Source organism: Mesorhizobium sp. C395A (assembly GCF_030323205.1).
Taxonomy (GTDB): Bacteria; Pseudomonadota; Alphaproteobacteria; order Rhizobiales; family Rhizobiaceae; genus Mesorhizobium.
This window is the reverse complement of record NZ_CP100473.1, coordinates 1,061,403-1,081,077: the sequence shown is the minus strand read 5'-3', so window position 1 is coordinate 1,081,077 and position 19,675 is coordinate 1,061,403. Positions and strand designations below refer to the sequence as shown.

Here is a 19,675-nt window from a genome sequence, read left to right as displayed (position 1 = left end):
GGTCAGGCCACACGCTCAATTCACCAACAGGCGATAATCCTTGAACCTATGAGAGAAAACGTAATCCCTTGAGTAACCGGCGCCACCGCCGCGAAAATTCACGGAGATTATCTCGAAGCTTCTCCCAACCTGTTTTTGAACATTCATGTAGATGGGAGTCATCAGCATGCCGGCATCACAATCGTCGTCATCGAAAGCGATCTCCTGAACGACCTTCTTTTTCTTCTTATCGATGACCCGCAGCTTATTCATGCAGACGAGAAAGCCCGCTTTCTCGTAGACCCCGGCAAATCTGTGGGTGGCTGTCTGCGCCCAGAAGGGAATCTCGACGGTGCCGTCAACCTTCGCCTCACCGGTATCGTCGAGGCTTGCGACCTTCTTCAGCGTGATCGGGAACTTGTCCGAGCCCTTGCTCCAAGTCCCTGTTGCGCCGCTTTCGCCAAGGTCGAGAGAAAACGGACATCCGGTGGTGCCAACGGGCGTTTTCGATCCCATGACCAGCACCGGTCGAACTCCCTGTCGTCCGCAATCTCGCAAAGGAAGACGCTGGTGCCACTGATCTTGCCGTACACCGCTATCGGGCTTTGCTTCGCGTCGTGGAAATAGCTCCCCTCGACCGTAATCCCGCTGCCGAAACTGTCATATCTCTGCAGCGATAGGTGGACGGGGTTAGGTCCGATGGAGCCTTCGTAGTTTTCGACCTGATACCAGCCCGCGGCGGCTTTCCCGGTCAGCAGCAAAACGCAAAAAATTGCCGATATGAACAGTCTTCCCATTCCGTCCCCCAGTGAAGGCAGCGTACCATAGCTGTCCTTCCTCTGGGTGTCTGCATTCTGATGGAAGCGGTTCTCGGTTTGAGTCCGAAAACAGCTCAAATCATTTGTTTTAACGCTTTAAATTCACCACGATCACGCCGCCCAGCGCCAGTGCGCCGCCGAGGATACCAAGTAGCGTCGGCACTTCGCCCAGCCAGAAGAAGCCGATCAGGGCTGACATGGGCGAGACCAGATAGAGGAAGTTCGACGCGCGCGCTGCCGGAAGACGCGACAGTGCGGTTGCCCAGGCGGCATAGGCGATCAGGCTGGGCACGATGCCAAGAAAGATCACGGCACCGATACCGGCCGTGTTAGCGACCGCGGCCTGCGCAAAGCCGCTCGGCAGAAAGGGTGCCAGGCAAAGCGCGCCAAGGATCATGTTGGAGGCCGAAATGGTCAGCGGGTGATGGCGGGCAAAGAGCGGCTTCTGCACGATCGTATTGACGGCCGAGCACAGCGCGGAGCCAAGAACCAGCAGCGCGCCGGTGTCGAAACTCAAGCCATTCCCGTCGGCCACGGCGATGATGCCGATGCCGGCGAAAGAAATCGCCGTGCCGAACCAGGCCCAGCTTGAGAAGCGCTCGCCGAGCAATGCCATTGCCATGATGGCGGTGAAGATCGGGCTGACATTGATGATAAAACCGGCGGCACCCGCCGAAACCGTCAATTCGCCGAAATTGAGCATGACAGTGTAGAGCGCGACGAAGATGGCGCCGCCAAAAACCAGGCGCCACACTTCGTCGAGCCTCGGCAGCGCCGGGCGCTTGACGGCAAGAAAGATCGCTGCCGGCACCGCGGCAATGGCAAAGCGCAGCGCACCGAGTTCCAGCGGCCCGAAAGCGGCGAGTCCGGCACGGATCGCCGGAAAGGCCGAGGCCCAGCCAACCACCGTCAAGGCCACGGCGATGGCCGCCGTGGTGTCCATCCGCTGTGTCGGATTCGACGTGCTGGTCGTTGCGCTCATCTGCCTCTCCTCGGGTTCCCAGAGTGTTGAAAGGCAGAAAGCGCCTTTTCGGCGCCGTTGACAAACGATCAAATCGAGGATCACCTGTGACTATGGATCACAGCTCAGACACAATGGTGCCGCTCGAGACACTGCGTGCTTTCGATGCGGCGGCGCGCACGGGGAGCTTTTCGGCCGCGGCCGAGAAGCTCAACATCACCCATGGCGCCGTCAGCCGGCAGATCGCCAAGCTGGAGGACTGGCTGGGCCTGAAAGTGTTCGACCGCGGGGCCCGCGGCGTCTCGCTGACCATCGAGGGCAACCGCCTGCATCTGCGCACAGCGGAAGCCTTTGCGCTGATCTCCAGCCATTCCGACCGCTGGGTCGAGCCGCGCGGCACCGCCGTGGTGCGGCTTACATCGATACCCTCCGTCAGCGGGCTGTGGCTGATGCCGCGCATGGCGGCGCTGGAGAACAATCCCACCAAGCTGCGCATCGTGCTCGACGTCGACATCCGCCAGGCCGACCTTGCCGATGAAGGCATCGACCTGTCGGTCCGCTGCGGGCGCGGCGGCATTCCGGGCCGGATCTCGGTGAAGCTGTTCGAGGAACATGTCTTTCCCGTCGCCGCGCCTGGCCTTGCCCGCGAGATCGGTCGCGGCGACCCGGCCCGGCTGCTCAAATTTCCACTGATCAACGATTCCGACGCCTCCGGATGGCGTGCCTGGTTTGCCGCGCAAGGCATGGACTACCGCCCGCGCCCGCAGGACCGCCGCTTCGAGGACTATAATCTGGTGCTCGACGCTGCCGCCTATGGGCTCGGCATCGCGCTGGCGCGGCCGCCATTGACCCGACATCAGCTGGAGTCGGGCCGCATCGTTGCCGTCGATGAGCGCACGGCGCTGAACCCGGTGTCGTACTGGCTCGACCGGCCGCTGGGGCGGCCGCGCACGGCTGCCGCCGAGCTTTCGCGCCGCATCGCAATTGAGGCTGGGCTGGCGATGGAAAAGATGGAAGCGTTCCTCGAAGCCGAGCGATAGCGGCGATTGTTCGGTGCTCAGCCAAGCACCAGCAAGGCGAGCCCGACAATGGCGACGGCCAGAAACCCGGCTGCCAGCGCCATCAGGCCGACACGCATCTGCTGCCGGCCTTCGGGCTGGACCGTGTCATTCGACCCAGACATCGCCTGCCCCCGCTTCGCCGCCGCGTCGGTGGCGGAGGCGCGGCGCGGCGGCGAAACCCCCGGTGCGAGAAGCGCAAACCAGGGCAGTCCTGCCGGCTTTGCGGCAGCGCCATCATCGGACCTGGCCGGCGGCACCGGCAGACCGCGCTGTGCATCGTCGTTGGCTGGCGTCGCCTTGCCTGTCGCAGCCGTTGTCGGCCCGAAATCGTCGGGCGCCGCGTCACCCGGTTCGGCAAGCGCCAGATAGGCCTGCAGGATCTCGGCTGAACCCGTCTGCTGCCCCTTTGCGACGGCTGCGGACAACAGCGCCTGCAGCGCCGGCGCCGCTGCCGGCTGCAAAGGCGCACCGGATGGCGTCGGCGGCTGCACCAGCGCCTTTATAAGTGCTGCTTTCGCCGGATCGGCCTTCGCCGACGGCACCGCTGCCAATATCATGGCCTCGCGCAGCAGCGCAGTCAGGCGGGCGGATGAAATGTCCATGCCGGTCCCATAAGAATGGTTTGGAGCCGACAATAGCGCCTCAGCATTGCGTCAAGCTTGACCTTGCCGGCAATTTATGGCGATGAAATCAGCATGAACTCTGGCACCACCCCATGATGAACCGCTTCGAAGGCCCTGGCGGCAAGGAAGCCCGGATCCGCTATCTCGACGGCGACTTCCAGGTCACCAGCCCCGGCGCATTCGTGCGCTGCGCTGTGACCGGTGAGAGCATTCCGCTGGACGAGCTCAAATATTGGAGCGTCGCCAGGCAGGAGCCCTATGTCAGCGCCGCCGCCTCGCTGCGCCGCGAGATCGAAACGCATCCGGACCTGCGCAGCCGGGGCTAGATCGGCACACCGGAAAGCAAGGCTCACCGTCGATCTGATTTTCCTGGAACGCCTGCAGGACTATGGCTTTGAGGATGCCGGCGCGTTTTCGACCGAAAAGTCGAATTTATGAACAAGCCGATCTCCGACAAGCACTTTGATGGAATACGGCCCGATCGGATCACCCTCGGCCATGCACCACCCATGCGAGATCCATCCGTCCTGCGGTTTGTAGAACATGGTGGTCTCGGAGACCCTTCGATCGCCCGATAGCTTGCTCAAGCTGTATTCGTTTCCGTCGATACCACCCCACTGCCTGGGCTCCGCGGGAAGCGCGAACACCTCGGTGACCGATACCAGTCTGTCGCCTTGCGCCAAACGTACGCGCCATTCAAAGCAGGCGCTATCGGGGATAAGCGGTACAATGTTTGAGGGCCGAACGTGGGTAGCACCGTCCGCTTCGGTGACCGAGACCAGAAATTCGCTGTCGGTCGCGGTGGGTGCCTGCGCCGAAGATGGGTTCGCCATCGCCACAAGAACAAAGCCCACAAAGAGTGCCCGCAACCTAACCATTCCACCCCCCGCGCTGAAGCCGGTCTGACTTATAATTGTGATAAGCGGCGAGAAATATCCTGTGTCAACGCGGGAGCGCCCTACCCTCGCAGCCGGCGCTGTCTCCAGGCATCCAGCGTCTCATCGATGATCCGCTCCGGCACATTGTCGAGCTCGAACGTGGCGTCTATCTCCAGCACGTCGAGTTGACCAAGGAATTCAGCCGAGGCTGCGCCATGGCGCAGCCGGGCTGCGTCCTTGGCGGTGGTCACGAGGCCCAGTCCCTCACGGCGCGCGGTTGCCGCCAGTTCGGCGAGTTCGTCGGGGGCATAAAAATGATGGTCCGGAAACGACCGGCTCAGCGCCACTTCCGCGCCCGTGCCGCGCAGCGTCTCGAAGAATTTTTCGGGATGGCCGATGCCGGCAAAGGCGAGGAACCGCCGGCCGGCGAACCGCTCCTTGCCGCCCGGTTCAGCATGCGCCTCGAAGATCGGCCGGCCGGCGCGCGCCGCCTGGCGCACGACCTGGTCGGCGGCGGTGCCCTCGCCCATCTTCAACAGCCCATCGGTGAACACCAGTTGGTCGACGACGTTGGCGCGCAGCGGCCCACCCGGAATGACGCGGCCATTGCCGATGCCGTAGCGGGCGTCGACGACGACCAGCGCATAATCAATATGGATGCGCGCGCTCTGAAAACCGTCATCCATGATCAGGAAATCGCAGCCATGGGCTTCCATGAGCAGCTTGGCGCCGGCGGCGCGGTTCGGGCTTACCGCAACCGGCGCATGCTCGGCCAGAAGCAGCGGCTCGTCGCCGACATGCTTGGCGGCGTCGTGACTGGCATCGACGACATGCGGCTGCGCAAACGAGCCGCCATGGCCGCGCGACAGGAATCCGGGATTGAGCTGCATGCGCCTGGCCTGCTTGGCCAGCGCGATGGCGACCGGCGTCTTGCCGCTGCCGCCGACGGTGAAGTTGCCGACGCAAAGCACTGGCGCGTCGATCTTTTCACGTACCGCCCGATGCATGCGGCGGCCGGCGACGATGCCATAGACGGCTGATAGCGGCGACAGCGCAAAGACCCGCCAGTCCGGCGCTTCCCACCAGAAAGGTGGTGCTTCCGACGCCACCTATCGCCCGTCGGCGCCCTTCAGGCGCGACTTGACGATCAATGGCTGGATATAAGGCTCGAGCGACTTCAGCGTGTGCGCCAGCGCACCGCGCATCTGGTCGACTGTGGCGGCACCGGCCGCCATCATCTCGTGGCGCGCAACTTCATTGCTCAGCAGGAAATTGACGGCGCCGGCCAGCATGTCGCGGTCGCGCACCAGCTTGGCGCCGCCGCTGTCGAGCAGGCGCTGATAGGCCTCGCGAAAATTCTGGACGTTGCGGCCGGCCAGCACAGCGGTGTCGAGCATGGCCGGCTCCAGCGGATTCTGGCCGCCTTCCGAGGTCAGCGAGCGGCCGACAAAGGCGATTTCCGTCAGCCGGAGATAAAGCCCCATCTCGCCGATCGTATCGCCGAGCAGGATATCGCTGTCGGCGGTGATCCGGTCGCCCTTGCTGCGCCGCGCCAGCTTCAGGCCCATGCCGGAAATCTGTGCGGCCAGCGCTTCGGCGCGGTCGGGATGGCGCGGGACGATGATCGTCAGCAGGCCATGGTGGCGCTTGTAGAGCGTGGCGTGGACTTCCGCCGCGACCACCTCCTCGCCGTCATGGGTCGAAATTGCCGCCCAGGTCGGGCGGCCGGCGATCTGGCGCTTCAGCGTCGCCAGCGCCCGTTCGTCGACGGGCGGCGGCAAGGTGTCGACCTTGAGGTTGCCGGACACGGTGACCGGCCGGGCGCCAAGCGCGCGAAACCGTTCGCCGTCGACATCCGACTGGGCAACGACATGTGCAAGGTTCTCGAACAGCGCCTCGGCGATGTTGGCGCGCTTCTTCCAGGATTTGAACGAACGGTCGGAGAGCCGGCCGTTGACCAGCACCTGCGGCACGTGGCGGGCGCCGAGCTCGAGGATCGTCATCGGCCATATCTCGGATTCGGCGATGATAGCCAGGTCCGGCCGCCAGTGATCGAGAAAGCGGCTGACGGCCGGCTTGAGGTCGAGCGGAACATATTGGTGGATGATGCGGTCGCCCAGCCGTTCGTCGGCAACCTGCGCCGAGGTCACTGTTCCCGTCGTCAGCACGATGTTGACACCGTAGTCGAGGATGCTTTGCACCAGCGGCACGACCGCAAGGGTCTCGCCGACGCTTGCCGCATGGATCCAGATCACCGGCCCTTCGGGGCGCGGCCGCCCGGCAACGCCGTAGCGCTCACGGCTGCGGCTGCGGTCTTCCTTGCCCTGCGATGTGCGCCAGGCGACATAGGGACCCATCAGCGGATAGGCGGCTGCACCGGCAAGGCGGTAGGCCGCCAGGAAGGCGCGCGCCCAGCCGACGCTCATGGCCTGCCGTCCACGAGCCGATAGGCCTCGGCGGTTGCGGCATTGAGCGCGGCCGTGACTTCCTGGCGCTTGCGCTCCATCTCGGCCTCGTCGGCATTGGCCGGCACGAAAACCGGCGTTCCGATGACGATCGAGGAGCGGCCGAACGGCAGGTTGATGGTGGTCTTGTCCCAGCTCCTTTCCAGCACCTTGCGGCGGCTGGTGGCGATGGCGGCAGGCATGATCGGCCGGCCGGAAAGGCGTGCCAGCAGAACGATACCAAGCCCCGCGTCGCGCGGCGTGCCGTGGGGAATGTCGGCGATCATGGCGACGTTCTTGCCGGCGACGAGTGACTTTTTCAGGGCAATTAGCGCCTTGGCGCCGCCCTTGTCGAGATGCTTCGTGCTTTCACGCCCGCCGGAGCCGCGCACCGCCTCGATGCCGAATTTTTCGATCATCAGCGCGTTGAGTTCGGCGTCGGCGCTGCGCGAGACCATGGCGACCAGCGGCCGTCCCTTGGGATAATAGGCTGGGGTCAGCAGATGCTGGCCATGCCAGAGCGCGATGATGCCGGGTTCGAATTCGGCGTAGTCGCCGCCTGAAAATTTAGCCGAGCCTTCGACCACGCGGTTGGTCAGGCGCACCAGGCGGACGAACTGGGCGAGCAGGCTGACGATCATGCTCTTGACGATTCGCGACTGCGCCAACGGCTCGCGGACCTTGCGCCAGAATGTCTTCGAACTGCCGCCGCGTCTTCTTCGGACCGCGGCGCCGGTGGGCTGCCCTTTCACCGCTTCATGCTCCATCGCTGTCAACCGGCGGCCTTGCTTTCAGGGTCGAGCAGCCGGTGCAGATGGACGACGAAATAGCGCATATGGGCATTGTCCACGCTGGCTTGCGCCTTTGCCTTCCACGCGGTGTGCGCGGTTTGATAGTCCGGATAAACGCCAACGATGTCGAGCGCGTCGAGATCGCGGAACTCGGTGCCTCCCAGCTTCTTCAGCTCGCCGCCGAACACCAGGTGCAAAAGCTGTTTCTTTCCGTCTTCCGCGGCCATTTCGGTCCTTCACATATTGTGAGTTTGCGACAGGTCTAGCCCAAAGCTGCCGACTTTGGAACCTTCGATCACGCTTCCGTATCGGCAATGACGCCGGCAAGCACGGTCAGCAACTGCCCGCTGCCGGCGACCAGCGCGCCGTGACGGATGATCTCCCCGGCATAAAGCGGCGCGCGGCCATGGCCGTCGAGCACGGCGCCGCCAGCCTCGCGCAAGATGAGATCGGCGGCGGCGATATCCCAGTCATGCGCGTTGGGCTTGACGAAGGTTGCGTCGAGCGTGCCGTTGGCGACCATCGCCAGCCGGTAGGCGAGAGAGGGAATGTGCGCCGCCCGCCGCACCCGGCCCTGCCATTGCGCCGGCATCAGGTCGATCAACTGCTTCAGCCCGCCGATCTCGACCGTCTTACCCAGGCCGCGCACGGCAATCGGCTTGCCGTTGCGGAAAGCTCCATGGCCAGGCAGCGCCCAATAGGTTTCGCCCTTGGCCGGACATTCGAGCACACCGGTGAGCGTGCGGCCATTCTCGACCACCGCGACGCTGACGCACCACGAGCGCAGGCCTTCGAGGAAGCCGCGGGTGCCGTCTATGGGGTCGACGACAAAGGTGCGCCGCGCCAGAAGCCGCGCCGGATCGTCAGTCGTTTCCTCTGATAGCCAGCCATAGTCCGGCCGCGCCGCAAGCAGGGTCTCGCGCAAATAGGCGTCCGCCGCGTGGTCGGCTTCGCTGACCGGCGAGGTGCCGCCCTTCATCCACACTTGCGGGTTCTTGCCGAAATAGCGCATGGCGATCGCGCCCGCCTCGCGGGCGGCGTCGCGCAGCAGATCGAGGTCGTCCGAGGCCCCGGCCGATATGACCGGGTCACGCTCCGGCAAGGGTCATTCCTTCGATCAGCAGCGTCGGTGCGGCGGTGCCGAAATCGCGGTCAAGATCGCTCGCCGGCACCATGTTGAGGAACATCGTCTTCAAATTGGAGGCGATGGTCACCTCGGCCACCGGATAGGCAAGCTCACCATTGTCGATCCAGAAGCCGGATGCGCCACGGCTGTATTCGCCGGTCACCATGTCGACGCCCTGGCCGAACACTTCGGTGACATAAAAGCCGGATTTCAGCGACCTGATCAGGTCTTCCGGCGTCCTGTCGCCCGGCTCGATGGCGAGATTGGTCGAAGACGGCGATACCGACGAGCCGCTGCGCGCGCCGCGTCCGTTGGTGGTCAGCCCCAATTCCCGCGCGGCGGACGTCGACAGGAACCAGTGCTTCAGCACGCCGTTCTCGACCATCAACAGCTTTTCGCCCTCGACGCCTTCGCCGTCGAACGGGCGCGAGGCCTGACCGCGACGCCGCAGCGGTTCGTCGGTGACGGTGATGGCAGCCGACGCAACCTGCTTGCCCATCATCTCGCGCAAAAAACTGGTCTTGCGCGCCACCGAAGCGCCGTTGATGGCGCCGGCGAGATGGCCGGCAATGCCGCGCGCGACGCGCGGATCGAACACCACGTTGACCGGACCGGTCGCCGCCTTGCGGGCGCCGAGGCGGCGCACGGCGCGCTCGCCGGCCTTGCGGCCGATCAGCTCCGGCGCGTCGAGATCGGAAAAATGCTGGTTCGAGGAGTATTCGTAGTCGCGCTCCATGCCGGTGCCCTCACCCGCAATCACGCTGGCCGAACGCGAAAAGCGCGACGCGACATAGTGGCCGACGAAGCCGTCCGACGTGGCAAGCACCAGCCCGCCGAGGCCTGCGCTGGCGCCGCTGCCGGCCGAATTGGTGACACCCTTGACTGCAAGGGCCGCTTCCTCGGCGGCAAGGGCCGCTTCCTTCAACTGATCGGCCGAAACCTCGGTGGCGTCGAACAGATCGAGGTCGCGCACCTTGCCAACCAGCAAAGCCGGATCGGCGAGACCCTGATAGGGGTCCTCGGGCGAGACTTTGGCCATGGCCACGGCGCGCTCAGCCAGCGCCTTGGGGTCCGATGCCGCCGTCGCCGAGACGCTCGCCACCCGGTTGCCGACGAAGACGCGCAGCGAGACATCGTCGCCCTCGGACGCTTCGGTGTTCTCGACCTTTCCCAGCCGCACCGACACGCCGATCGAACGGCCGCGCACGGCAACCGCGTCGGCGGCGTCGGCGCCGGCCCGCTTGGCAGCCTCGACCAGTGCCGCGACGCGGTCGGTCAATTTCGCTGCCTCTGATGTATCGGTCATGCGCGTGGTCCTGGCTGAAGCCGCGCCGGGCGGTAGCGGCTGTTGCACCATCTATTGTCCCAATGCGGCTTGTGCAATGGCGCACGGACAATTGTCCCGCTGCGGCATAGCGCCCGAGCGGAGCGCGAAAGCTATCCGCGGCGGCGGCCGCCAGAGACGCGCGGCTTGACCGGTTTGTGAGTTTAACCGAGGCCGATTTCCGTCAAGGAGTGGCGGCCGGCGTCCAGATCACGTCATCGATCCTCGTCGCGCCCGTTGCCAGCATCACCAGCCGGTCGAAGCCGAGCGCCGAGCCGCTGGCTTGCGGCATGATGGCGAGGGCGGCGAGAAAATCCTCATCCAGCGGATAGCGCTCGCCATAGACGCGCTCCTTCTCGTCCATCTCGGCGGCAAAGCGCCGGCGCTGCTCGGCCGGATCGGTCAGTTCGCCAAAAGCATTGGCGAGCTCGACGCCGCAGCAATAGAGCTCGAAGCGCTCGGCCACGCGCTGGTCCTCCGCGCTCGGCCGGGCGAGCGCCGCTTCCGAGATCGGATAGCCGTACAAGATGGTGGCCCGCCCCTGCCCCAGCACCGGTTCGACCTTCTCGACCATTACCCGGCTGAACAAATCGGCCCAGTTGTCATCGTCGGCCGTGCGCAGGCCGGCCTTGACCAGAGCATCATGGAGTGCGGCGCGGTCTGTGCCGCCATCGGCAGAAACGGTGGCAAGAAGATCGATGCCGGCGTAACGCGCAAAAGCTTCCGCCACGCTCACGCGTTCCGGCTCGGCAAACGGATCGGCCTCGCGGCCGCGAAAGCGGAAGGTTTTGGCGCCGGCCCGCTCAGCCGCGAGCTTCAGCAGTTCGGCGCAATCAGCCATCAGGCTCTCATAGGTTTCGCCGACCCGATACCATTCCAGCATGGTGAACTCCGGGTGATGCAAAGGGCCGCGCTCGCGGTTGCGCCAGACGGCGCCCAGGCTGAAGATGCGCCGCTCGCCGGCGGCAAGCAGCTTCTTGCAGGCGAACTCCGGCGAGGTGTGGAGATAGAGCGGCCGGCGCTCCCCGTCAGAACCGATAGCCTCGGTGGCAAAGGCTGAGAGATGCGCCTCATTGCCCGGTGATATCTGCAGCGCCGCCGTCTCCACCTCGATGAAGTCGCGCTCGCCAAACCAGCCGCGCATGGCGGCAGCTATGGCGTTGCGCGCCATCAGCCGCGGCCGGCGGTCGGCGTGAACGTCCGGCGTCCACCAGGGCGAAGCCTCGGTCATGGCTTTGCCGAACAACGGAATTGCTGACAGGGCTGGCGGTTCGGGCCAAGATGCGCTACGGCGACGGCTCTCGCAGCCGATTTGCGCCGAACGATCGTTTCAGGCCAACGAAGTCTAGGATTGAAAACCGTGGTGAAGGTCATCGCCAGTTCGCTCCGTAAGGGCAATGTCGTCGACAAGGACGGCAAGCTTTACGTCATCCTCTTTGCCGAAAACATCCACCCTGGCAAGGGCACGCCGGTGACGCAGCTCGACATGCGCCGCATCTCCGACGGGGTGAAGGTTTCGGAGCGTTACCGCACCACCGAACAGGTCGAGCGCGCCTATGTCGAGGAGCGCGAGCACACCTTCCTCTACGCCGACGCCGAGGGGTATCACTTCATGAACCCGGAAAGCTACGACCAGGTCGCGGTGCCGGAAAGCGTGGTCGGCGACATGGCGCCCTACCTGCTCGAAGGCATGGCGGTGCAGATCTCGCAGTTCAACGGCATCGCCATAGCCCTGGTGCTGCCGCAGCGCGCTACTTTCGAAGTGGTCGAGACGGAGCCGACGACGAAAGGCCAGACGGCGTCCTCGTCCTACAAGCCGGCCGTGCTTTCCAACGGCGTGCGCACGCTGGTGCCGCCGCACATCGCGCCGGGTACCCGCGTGGTGGTGATGACGGCCGATGGCGCTTATGTGGAGCGGGCGAAGGACTGAGGCGCGAGCGCCTCCGTCCTGGTTGATCCGTTGCATTGCCTTCTGCGGCCGCTGGCTCGATAGTCCTGCCGATGTGGCAGACCTTTGTGACCTACTGGCCTCTGATCCTTGTGATCATTCCGATGCTGATGGCCGCCATCGGCATCGTCCACGCAATCATGACCAAGGAAGACGTGCGCGCCGCCACCGGCTGGGTCGGCGTGATGATCTTGTCGCCATTCCTTGGCGCGATCATCTATGCCATTGCCGGCATCAACCGCATCCGCCGCGCCACGATCAGCGCCATGCGGCCCGTCGCCGGTGAAGCCGAGACAGCCAAACACGACCACGACATTGCGCTCGAAACACTCATCTCAGCCGAATTCGGCCAGCGCTTTGCCGGCCTGAAGACGCTAGGCGACAGGGTGGCGCGGCGCGCACTGACGTCGGCAAACACGATCACGATCCTCAGGACCGGCGACGAAGCTTACGCAGCAATGTGCCGGGCGATAGACAGCGCACAGCGCAGCATTCTGCTCGAGACCTACATCTTCGACAATGACGAGATCGGACGACGTTTTGTCGAATCGCTGGCCGGCGCGGTCCGGCGCGGTGTGACGGTTCGCGTGCTGATCGATGCGGTCGGCGTGCGCTATTCCGTGCCCAGCATCCTTGGGACACTCCGGGAAGCCGGCGTCACCGTCGATCTCTTCAACGGCAACATCGTCATGGGCCTGAGACTTCCCTATGCGAATTTGAGGACGCACAGGAAAATCCTGATCGTCGACGGTGTGGTGGCGTTCACGGGAGGCATGAACATCCGCAAGGGATTCTCGGCCGAATTCGCCGGCAGCGCCAGTTCGGCGGATACGCATTTCCAGGTCACGGGGCCCGTCGTGGCCGACCTGTTCGCGGTTGCCGCCGAAGACTGGCGTTTTGCCGGCAACGAGGCCCTCAAGGACGAGGTCTGGCACGTAGAAAAGCCCTCGCCGCCACCCGGTCAGCCGATCCTGGTGCGGGCCGTGGCGTCGGGGCCGGACGCCAGCATCGAAACCAACCACAAATTGCTGATGGGGGCATTTTCCGTCGCCCGCAAATCGATCCGCATCATGTCGCCCTATTTCCTGCCGGACCGGGAATTTGTCAGCGCGCTGGTCACGGCGGCCCGGCGCGGCGTCGAGATCGACATAGTCGTGCCCGCGGTCAACAATCTCTTCCTGGTCGGCCGCGCCATGACGGCGCAGTACGACCAGGTGCTGAAGCACTATTGCCGCGTCTGGCGGCATGAGGGGTCGTTCGACCATTCGAAGCTGTTGTCGGTCGATGGCGTCTGGGCCTATGTCGGCTCCTCCAACCTCGACGCCCGGTCGCTGCGGCTGAATTTCGAAATCGACCTGGAGGTGCTGGATACCGGCTTTGCCGCCGAGATCGAGGGGCGCATCGGAGCGGCAATCGCTTCCGCCAAACCCGTCACACTCGCAACCCTAACAGCGCGGCCATTTGTCATCCGGGTTTTTGACCGGTTGTTATGGCTGGGATCGCCCTATCTTTAGAATCAGGACAGATTGAACGCAGGCCTATGGACATAAACGGACGCAGCCTTCCTGAAACAGTGCTCCTGTCGATCCGCGGCAGGAAAGCGCGCAAGGCGAACGCGACGCCGCGCAAGCACATTGAAGGCGCCCAGATGGTGGTCGCCTCCTACAACGTCCACAAATGCATCGGCACCGACCGCAGGTTCGATCCCGAACGGACCGCCCGCGTCATCCGCGAGATCGGCCCCGACGTCATCGCGCTGCAGGAAGCCGACAATCGCTTCGGTGACCGCGCCGGGCTGCTCGACCTTGCCCGGATCGAACATGAAACCGGGCTTGTGCCGGTGCCGGTTTCCGGAAGCGGCAAGGGCCATGGCTGGCGCGGCAACGTGCTTTTGTTCAAGCGCGGCACCGTGCGCGACGTCCATCAGATCAAGCTTCCGGGACTGGAGCCCCGCGGCGCGCTGGTAGCCGAGATCGACCTCGACGAAACGCGCACTCTGCGCGTCATCGCCGCGCATCTCGGCCTGTTGCGCCGCTCGCGTTCGGAGCAGGCCCGCGTCGTGCTCGACATCATGAGCAACCAGGATGAAAGGCCGACCTTGCTGCTCGGCGACCTCAACGAATGGCGGCTGGGCAACCGCTCGGCGCTCAAGACGCTGCACGCCACCTTTGGTTTCACGCCGGCGGCGGTGCCGACTTTTCCCTCAGGCCTGCCGGTGCTGGCGCTCGACCGGATCATGGCCAACCGGCACGGCATGGTCTCGTCGGTGGAAGCCCATGATACGCCGCTGTCGCGGGTTGCGTCGGATCATTTGCCGCTGACTGCGTTTGTCAGCCTCTAACTCATCCGTCCCGCAGCCAGACCAGCATCTCGCCGGGTTCACGGTTGTCCCAGGCAAAGTACGGGACGGCGGTGATTTTCGTCTCGCTCACCGCCGGCGGATCGGTGCGATAGAGCCCGGTTTCCCAGTTTTCCTGGGCTTCCTTGCTGGCAAGTGCCGAAAGCGTGACGATGCCGCCGAGCAGGTTCGGCTCGGCATGCGCCTCGATTTTTGCCGTTCGCGGCAGAGCGATCCGATGCAACTGGCCGGCATTGTCGGTCTCCTCGACGCAATAGATCAGCGGACCGCGCGCAAGTGCGACGCGGCCGATGTCCTGACGCACTTCCGGATTGGCGAACAGACGGGCGATCGACATTTCGAGATCGAGTTCGACCCGGTCGCCCTGGCGCCACTCGCGCCGGATCGCGGCATAGCCGTCGCTGGTGATGCCGTCCAGATCGACCGCGGCGCCGTTGATCTTGAGCGCCGCCTTGCCGCACCAGGACGGGACGCGCAGGTGCAAGGTGAATTCCACCGGAGCTTCGGCTTCGATCCGGATCGAGACCGCGCCATCCCAAGGATAATTGCTGGTCTGAATCAGACTGACCGCCCGGTTCGATATGTCGAAGCGCGCGGTGCTGTCGCCGTAGAGATGAACGGCCAGCGCGTCGTCCGACAGGGAGTAGAAATAGCTGCCGATGGAGGCGACCATGCGGCCGATATTGGGCGGGCAACAGGGGCAGCGATGCCATTTCCAGCGATTGTGCCTGCCCCGGCTCTCCAACGGGTTCTCGTAGAAGAACAGCGAGCCGTCGAGCGACAGGCCGGAGATCGAGCCGTTGTAGAGCGCCCGCTCCATCATGTCGGCGTAGCGGGCGTTGGGACCCATGCCGAGCATGCGGCTGGCCCAGAACACCAGGCCGACCGAGGCACAGGTCTCGGCATAGGCGGTTTCGTTGGGCAGGTCGTAGTCGCTGGTAAAGCCCTCATTGTGCGCCGACGGCCCGAGGCCGCCGGTGATATAGAGGTTCTTGGTGGTGAGATCGTTCCACAGCCGGTCGAGCGCTACCCTGAGCGTAGCGTCGCCATATTCGGTGGCGATGTCGGCCATGCCGGAATAGAGGTACATCGCCCTGACCGCATGGCCGACGACCTTGTCCTGCTCGCGCACCGGCTTGTGCGACTGGTTGTACTCATAGGTCTTGAAATGATAGGCCTTCGGATCGGCGCCGCGCGCACGCGCCTCCTCGTCGAAATAATGCGGCTGTTGCCCGCGCTGGTCGATGAAATACCTGGCCAGGTCCATATATTTCTGCTCGCCGGTCGCCCGCGCCAGCTTGACCAGCGCCAGCTCGATCTCCTCATGGCCGCAATAGCCCTTCTTCTTGCCCGGCTCCGGACCGAAGGTGTCGGCGATATGGTCGACATAGCGGCACATGATATCCAGCAGCTTGCGCTTGCCGGTGGCCTGGTAGTAGGCGACCGCGCCTTCGATCAGATGGCCGGCGCAGTAGAGCTCGTGGCAATCGCGCAGATTGGTCCAGCGCTTGCCGGGCTGGATGCGCTGGTACCAGCTGGAGAGATAACCGTCTTCCTGCTGCAGTCTGCCGTAGAGGTCGATGACGGCATCGATCTTCTTCTCGAGTGCCGCGTTCTTGCGCCGGTAGAGCGAATAGGCCGCGGTCTCGATGGTCTTGCCCCAATCGGAGTCCCAGAACATCTGCGTGGTCACCGTCGAGCCGGTGAAGCCGGGGCTGGCCGCCTCGTCGGGCGACGGCGAATGGAACGGAATGACGACGCCCGGCGAGGGCCGGTCCGGGTCGATCTGCTCCAGCATGCGCGCCTCGACACAGCGCTCGTAGAGGATGTCGGCGGTGCGCGACGCCACGGCATCGACACGGTCGCCCCAGAAGCCGCGCACATCGACCTGCGGCACCGGCAGTGGGCGGAAGGCGAGTTTGCCGGGCTTGGCGGATGGTTTGGCTGTCATCGTGTCACTCCGTTGGATTTTGGTCATTCACGGCGGGTCATTTCACCGCGCCGGCCATCAGGCCGCGGATGTAGAAGCGCTGCAGCAGCAGGAAGAGCACCAGGCACGGCACCATCATCACGGTGACGCCCGCCTGCACGGCGCCCCAGTCGATGGCGCCGAAGCGGCCCGACTGAAGCGCCGTCATCATGATCGGCAGCGTGAATTTGGACTGGTCGGTCATCAGCACGAGTGCGGCCAGGAATTCGTTCCAGGCGCCGAGGAAGGCGAACAGCGCGATGGTGACGATGCCCGGCCAGACCAAAGGCAGCATCACCTTCAGCAGCATGGTGACGTTGTTGGCGCCATCCATGCGCGCGGCCTCCTCGATCTCGCGCGGCACCGCGTCGAAGGCGTTGCGCATCATGAAGATCGAGAACGGCAGTTGCAGCGTGACGTAGACCAGGACCAGCCCGGTCAGCGTGTTGTGCAGGCCGACCTTGGTCAGCACCAGGAAGATCGGCGTCAGGATCGACTGGAACGGGATCATGATCGTCGACAGGATGACGATGAAGAGCACATCCTTCATCGGAAAGCGGAAGCGCGAAAAGCCGTAGCCGGCGAGCACGCTGACGATCACCGACAGGATCACCGTCATCGAGGCGACATAGAGGCTGTTTTGCGCCGGCAGCCAGAGGCCGTCGCCAAAGGTGTCGAGCGTGCGGTAGTTCTCGACCGAGAAGCCTGTCGTCGGCCATGGCGGCAGCGGCGGCTGGCGCGCCTCCTGCGCCGGCTTGAAGGTCGACAGCACGGCCCAGACGATCGGCGCGATGAACAGCACTGAGGCGATCATGCCGGTCGAATGCTCGGCGATCCTGAGCCAGAGGCGGCTGCTGCGGCTTCTTGCCTGCGCCATCAGTCGATGCCCTCCGGCTTGCGCAGCAGCCAGAGCTGAACCAGGCTGAGCGCCACCAGTATGGCCAGCAGGATCATCGACAGCGCCGCGCCATAGCCGAGCTTGAACGAGACGAAGGACTGGTTGAAAATCCAGTAGACGGCGGTCAGCGTCTGGTTGCGCGGGCCGCCGCGCAGGATGATGTAGAACTGGTCGAAGGCCAGGATCGAGCCGGCGATCGACAGGATCAGCGCCAGCGCCAGCGTGCGGCGCATCAGCGGCAGGGTGATGGCGCGAAAGCGCGCGAACGGCCCTGCCCCGTCGATCATCGCGGCTTCCTGCAGATCGGTCGGGATCGACTGCAGGCCGGTCATCAGGATGATCATGGTGAAGCCCGCCACCTTCCAGACGACCATGGCGATGATCGACCAGAAGGCCGGCTGGAAGGTCGCCAGCAGGTTGAACTTTTTCGCCGTCAGGCCGAAATCGTAGGCGGCAGGGCTGAACAGGCCGGAATCGACATTGAGCAGCCACGACCACAGCAGGCTGGCCGAGGCGAAGCCGACGACCGCCGGCATGAAGAAGGATGTCCGGTAAAAGCCGGTCAGCCGCCTGGGCTTTTCGATGAACAGCGCCAGCGGAAAGGCGACGGCGAAGATCACGATGGTGACGATCACGGTGTAGTAGGCGGTGAAGCTCAGCGCGTTCCAAAAACGGTTGTCGCGCAGGATCGCCCGGTAATTGTCGAAACCGATGTAAAAATGCTCGCCCATCAGCGGCCAGTTGTGCAGCGACATCCAGGCCGTCATGCCGAGCGGGATGATGAAGAATACGACGACCAGCGCCACGGCCGGCGCGACATAGAGCAGGCCGATCCACTGCCGGCGGCCGGCACCGACCAGTTTTCTGGCGCGTGGCGGGGTGGTGGTGATTGCGGTCATTTACCCTCCCCCTTGTGGGGAGGGTCGCTGCGCAGCAGCGGGGTGGGGGTGCGGCGCCGGCCCCCCACCCGAACCTGCGGTCCGACCTCCCCACAAGGGAGAGGTAGGGCGTCGGTGCGATGATTGAGAATGCCAGGGGTCATGCTGCTCTTCCGTTGGATCTCGTAGGGCGGTGGGACACACCTCCCCCACCCCGCTGCTTCGCAGCGACCCTCCCCACAAGGGGGAGGGTAAGGAGCGCCGGCCGCCCGTCCAGGGAGACGGACCGGGCGGCCGGATCAGGACCCGCGACGGCAGGGGCGTTGCACCGCCCTCGCCGCCGGCCAGTCCTTATTTCTGCGCCTGGTCGATGATCGACTGCATGGTCTCTTGTGCATTGGCGATGGCGCCATCGACGTCGTCGCCGAAGACGACCTCGTTGATCATTTGCGTCCACGGACCGTTGGCCGAGTTGATCAGGTCGTTGAACACCACGGAATAGGGCGTGCGGCCCTTGGCCATGGCTTCGGCGGCGATCTGGTAGCGCGGATCGAGATCTTTCAGCGCCTCCTTGGCGATGTCGCCGCGCACCGGCAGGCTGCCGTATTTGGCCAGGATGGTCTGGCCTTCGAGCGAATAGGCGAAGTCGAGAAACTCCTTCACCACGGCGAGCTTCTTGGTGCCCTTGGTGACGACGAAATTGTCGCCGCCGGCAAACGAAGACCAGCCGCTGTCCTTGCCCGGCAGGAAGGTGACGCCATAGTCGATATCCGGATACTGCGTGTTGAGTGCGCCGATGGCGAAGGCGCCGGACGGCGAAATGCCGATATTGCCGGTGGCGAAGGCGGCAAAGAAATTGGCGCCGGTGTCGGTCTGCGCGCCGGCCGGCACCAGATCCTTCTTGACCATCGAGCGGTAGAGGTCGATGGCGCCGCGCAGCTGCGGGCTGTCCAGAGTCGCCTTCGAGCCGTCCTCTGAGAGGATGTCGCCGCCCGAGGCCCAGATCAGCGGCGTGAAGGTGAAGATGTTGCAGCCGCCGCAATTGCCGGAGAAGTAGAAGCCCTTGATGTCGCCGCCAAGCGCGTTGACCTTTTCGGCATCGGCCTCGATCTCGGCCCAGTTGGCCGGCCCCTTGTCGGGATCGAGACCCGCCTGCTTGAACAGTTTCTTGTTCCAGATCAGCACCGAGGCGTCGGCCGAGAACGGCAGCCCGTAAATGTGGTCCTTGTAGGTGCCGGTCTTGACATGCGCCGGCGAGAGGCTGGCGAAATAAGGCAGCGATTTCGCCCAGTCGGTGATGTCTTCGAGCTGGCCGGCGGCGGCAAAGGACGGCGTGTAGATCAGGTCGAGCGACAGCGCGTCTGGCGCCGTGCCGCCGGCGGCGGCGGCGCCATATTTCGGGATGATCTCGGCATTGGGAATGATGTCCAGCTTGACCTGGTTCTCATGGCCCTTGTTGAAAGCATCGACGATGCGCGGCATGAAGTTCGAGCCGTCGGCGCGAACCCAGATGTTGGCGGTGTCGGCGGCCATTGCAGGCAAGGCAATGATGCTCGCGGCGAGCGCGAACCCGGTAATCATGGTCTTCATGGTTTTCCTCCTCATGGTTCTGTTCTCC

General features: G+C 64.4%; 20 protein-coding genes. 5 read left to right on the top strand and 15 right to left on the bottom strand.

Translation table 11 applies throughout. The features are described 5' to 3' along the window. Positions 1-15 precede the first annotated feature (15 nt). Both NLY37_RS05325 and NLY37_RS05320 read right to left on the bottom strand, forming a co-directional pair. A complete protein-coding gene (locus tag NLY37_RS05325; protein ID WP_156933973.1) occupies positions 16-504 on the bottom strand; it encodes a hypothetical protein in 489 nt (162 codons plus the stop codon). 381 nt (positions 505-885) lie between these two features. Then, positions 886-1,779: a DMT family transporter gene (locus tag NLY37_RS05320; RefSeq protein ID WP_023671583.1), complete on the bottom strand. Its 894-nt coding sequence runs from the start codon at positions 1,777-1,779 to the stop codon at positions 886-888. A gap of 92 nt (positions 1,780-1,871) precedes the next feature. Between NLY37_RS05320 and NLY37_RS05315 the strand changes: the two genes are divergently transcribed. Next, positions 1,872-2,798 (top strand): LysR substrate-binding domain-containing protein, encoded by a 927-nt coding sequence (locus NLY37_RS05315; RefSeq protein ID WP_023826123.1) that lies wholly within the window; start codon positions 1,872-1,874, stop codon positions 2,796-2,798. Positions 2,799-2,815: 17 nt separating this feature from the next. Here the strand turns inward: NLY37_RS05315 and NLY37_RS05310 are convergent, their stop codons facing one another. Continuing rightward, a complete protein-coding gene (locus tag NLY37_RS05310; RefSeq protein ID WP_023742949.1) occupies positions 2,816-3,421 on the bottom strand; it encodes a hypothetical protein in 606 nt (201 codons plus the stop codon). 113 nt (positions 3,422-3,534) lie between these two features. Between NLY37_RS05310 and NLY37_RS05305 the strand changes: the two genes are divergently transcribed. After that, positions 3,535-3,768 carry a DUF2093 domain-containing protein gene (locus tag NLY37_RS05305; RefSeq protein ID WP_023671580.1) on the top strand — a complete coding sequence of 78 codons (234 nt, stop codon included), beginning with the start codon at positions 3,535-3,537 and terminating at the stop codon, positions 3,766-3,768. Positions 3,769-3,828: 60 nt separating this feature from the next. Here the strand turns inward: NLY37_RS05305 and NLY37_RS05300 are convergent, their stop codons facing one another. The 8 genes from NLY37_RS05300 to epmA all read right to left on the bottom strand — a co-directional run bounded on the left by NLY37_RS05300 (position 3,829) and on the right by epmA (position 11,236). After that, complete coding sequence (locus tag NLY37_RS05300; RefSeq protein ID WP_155922435.1) at positions 3,829-4,311, bottom strand: PM0630 family protein; 483 nt, start codon at positions 4,309-4,311, stop codon at positions 3,829-3,831. A gap of 89 nt (positions 4,312-4,400) precedes the next feature. Next, positions 4,401-5,429, bottom strand: coding sequence for a tetraacyldisaccharide 4'-kinase (gene lpxK / locus NLY37_RS05295; protein WP_023742950.1), 1,029 nt, complete (start codon positions 5,427-5,429; stop codon positions 4,401-4,403). Next, on the bottom strand, positions 5,430-6,746 hold the full coding sequence (waaA, locus tag NLY37_RS05290; protein WP_023689593.1) for a lipid IV(A) 3-deoxy-D-manno-octulosonic acid transferase: 1,317 nt from the start codon (positions 6,744-6,746) through the stop codon (positions 5,430-5,432). Continuing rightward, positions 6,743-7,531 (bottom strand): lysophospholipid acyltransferase family protein, encoded by a 789-nt coding sequence (locus NLY37_RS05285; RefSeq protein WP_023742951.1) that lies wholly within the window; start codon positions 7,529-7,531, stop codon positions 6,743-6,745. Before NLY37_RS05285 ends, waaA begins: the two co-directional genes overlap by 4 nt. 5 nt (positions 7,532-7,536) lie before the next feature. Beyond that, positions 7,537-7,782: a DUF4170 domain-containing protein gene (locus NLY37_RS05280; protein ID WP_023682943.1), complete on the bottom strand. Its 246-nt coding sequence runs from the start codon at positions 7,780-7,782 to the stop codon at positions 7,537-7,539. A gap of 68 nt (positions 7,783-7,850) precedes the next feature. Continuing rightward, on the bottom strand, positions 7,851-8,657 hold the full coding sequence (locus NLY37_RS05275; RefSeq protein WP_023689592.1) for a 3'(2'),5'-bisphosphate nucleotidase CysQ: 807 nt from the start codon (positions 8,655-8,657) through the stop codon (positions 7,851-7,853). Further along, positions 8,644-9,987: a TldD/PmbA family protein gene (locus NLY37_RS05270; protein ID WP_023712780.1), complete on the bottom strand. Its 1,344-nt coding sequence runs from the start codon at positions 9,985-9,987 to the stop codon at positions 8,644-8,646. The genes NLY37_RS05275 and NLY37_RS05270 overlap by 14 nt, the downstream gene beginning before the upstream one ends. A 202-nt stretch (positions 9,988-10,189) precedes the next feature. Beyond that, the gene (gene epmA, locus NLY37_RS05265) at positions 10,190-11,236 is read right to left on the bottom strand and encodes an EF-P lysine aminoacylase EpmA (RefSeq protein ID WP_031246505.1); all 1,047 of its coding nucleotides are present in this window, start codon (positions 11,234-11,236) and stop codon (positions 10,190-10,192) included. Between the two features lie 129 nt (positions 11,237-11,365). Here epmA and efp point away from each other — a divergent pair, with 129 nt between their 5' ends. The 3 genes from efp to NLY37_RS05250 all read left to right on the top strand — a co-directional run bounded on the left by efp (position 11,366) and on the right by NLY37_RS05250 (position 14,294). Next, positions 11,366-11,935 (top strand): elongation factor P, encoded by a 570-nt coding sequence (gene efp / locus NLY37_RS05260; RefSeq protein WP_023682947.1) that lies wholly within the window; start codon positions 11,366-11,368, stop codon positions 11,933-11,935. Positions 11,936-12,006: 71 nt separating this feature from the next. Beyond that, positions 12,007-13,467: a phospholipase D-like domain-containing protein gene (locus NLY37_RS05255; protein ID WP_023742953.1), complete on the top strand. Its 1,461-nt coding sequence runs from the start codon at positions 12,007-12,009 to the stop codon at positions 13,465-13,467. A gap of 26 nt (positions 13,468-13,493) precedes the next feature. Further along, the gene (locus NLY37_RS05250) at positions 13,494-14,294 is read left to right on the top strand and encodes an endonuclease/exonuclease/phosphatase family protein (protein ID WP_023671569.1); all 801 of its coding nucleotides are present in this window, start codon (positions 13,494-13,496) and stop codon (positions 14,292-14,294) included. A 1-nt stretch (position 14,295) separates the two neighbouring features. On the opposite strand, the gene NLY37_RS05245 is transcribed toward NLY37_RS05250, so the two are convergent. From NLY37_RS05245 to NLY37_RS05230, 4 genes are all read right to left on the bottom strand, one after another. Then, positions 14,296-16,263 (bottom strand): glycoside hydrolase family 127 protein, encoded by a 1,968-nt coding sequence (locus NLY37_RS05245; protein ID WP_031246506.1) that lies wholly within the window; start codon positions 16,261-16,263, stop codon positions 14,296-14,298. Positions 16,264-16,300: 37 nt separating this feature from the next. Beyond that, on the bottom strand, positions 16,301-17,158 hold the full coding sequence (locus NLY37_RS05240) for a carbohydrate ABC transporter permease (protein WP_023705753.1): 858 nt from the start codon (positions 17,156-17,158) through the stop codon (positions 16,301-16,303). Next, on the bottom strand, positions 17,158-18,078 hold the full coding sequence (locus NLY37_RS05235; RefSeq protein ID WP_023705752.1) for a carbohydrate ABC transporter permease: 921 nt from the start codon (positions 18,076-18,078) through the stop codon (positions 17,158-17,160). The genes NLY37_RS05240 and NLY37_RS05235 overlap by 1 nt, the downstream gene beginning before the upstream one ends. A gap of 330 nt (positions 18,079-18,408) precedes the next feature. Further along, positions 18,409-19,647 (bottom strand): ABC transporter substrate-binding protein, encoded by a 1,239-nt coding sequence (locus tag NLY37_RS05230; protein WP_023715223.1) that lies wholly within the window; start codon positions 19,645-19,647, stop codon positions 18,409-18,411. Between the last annotated feature and the right edge of the window lie 28 nt (positions 19,648-19,675).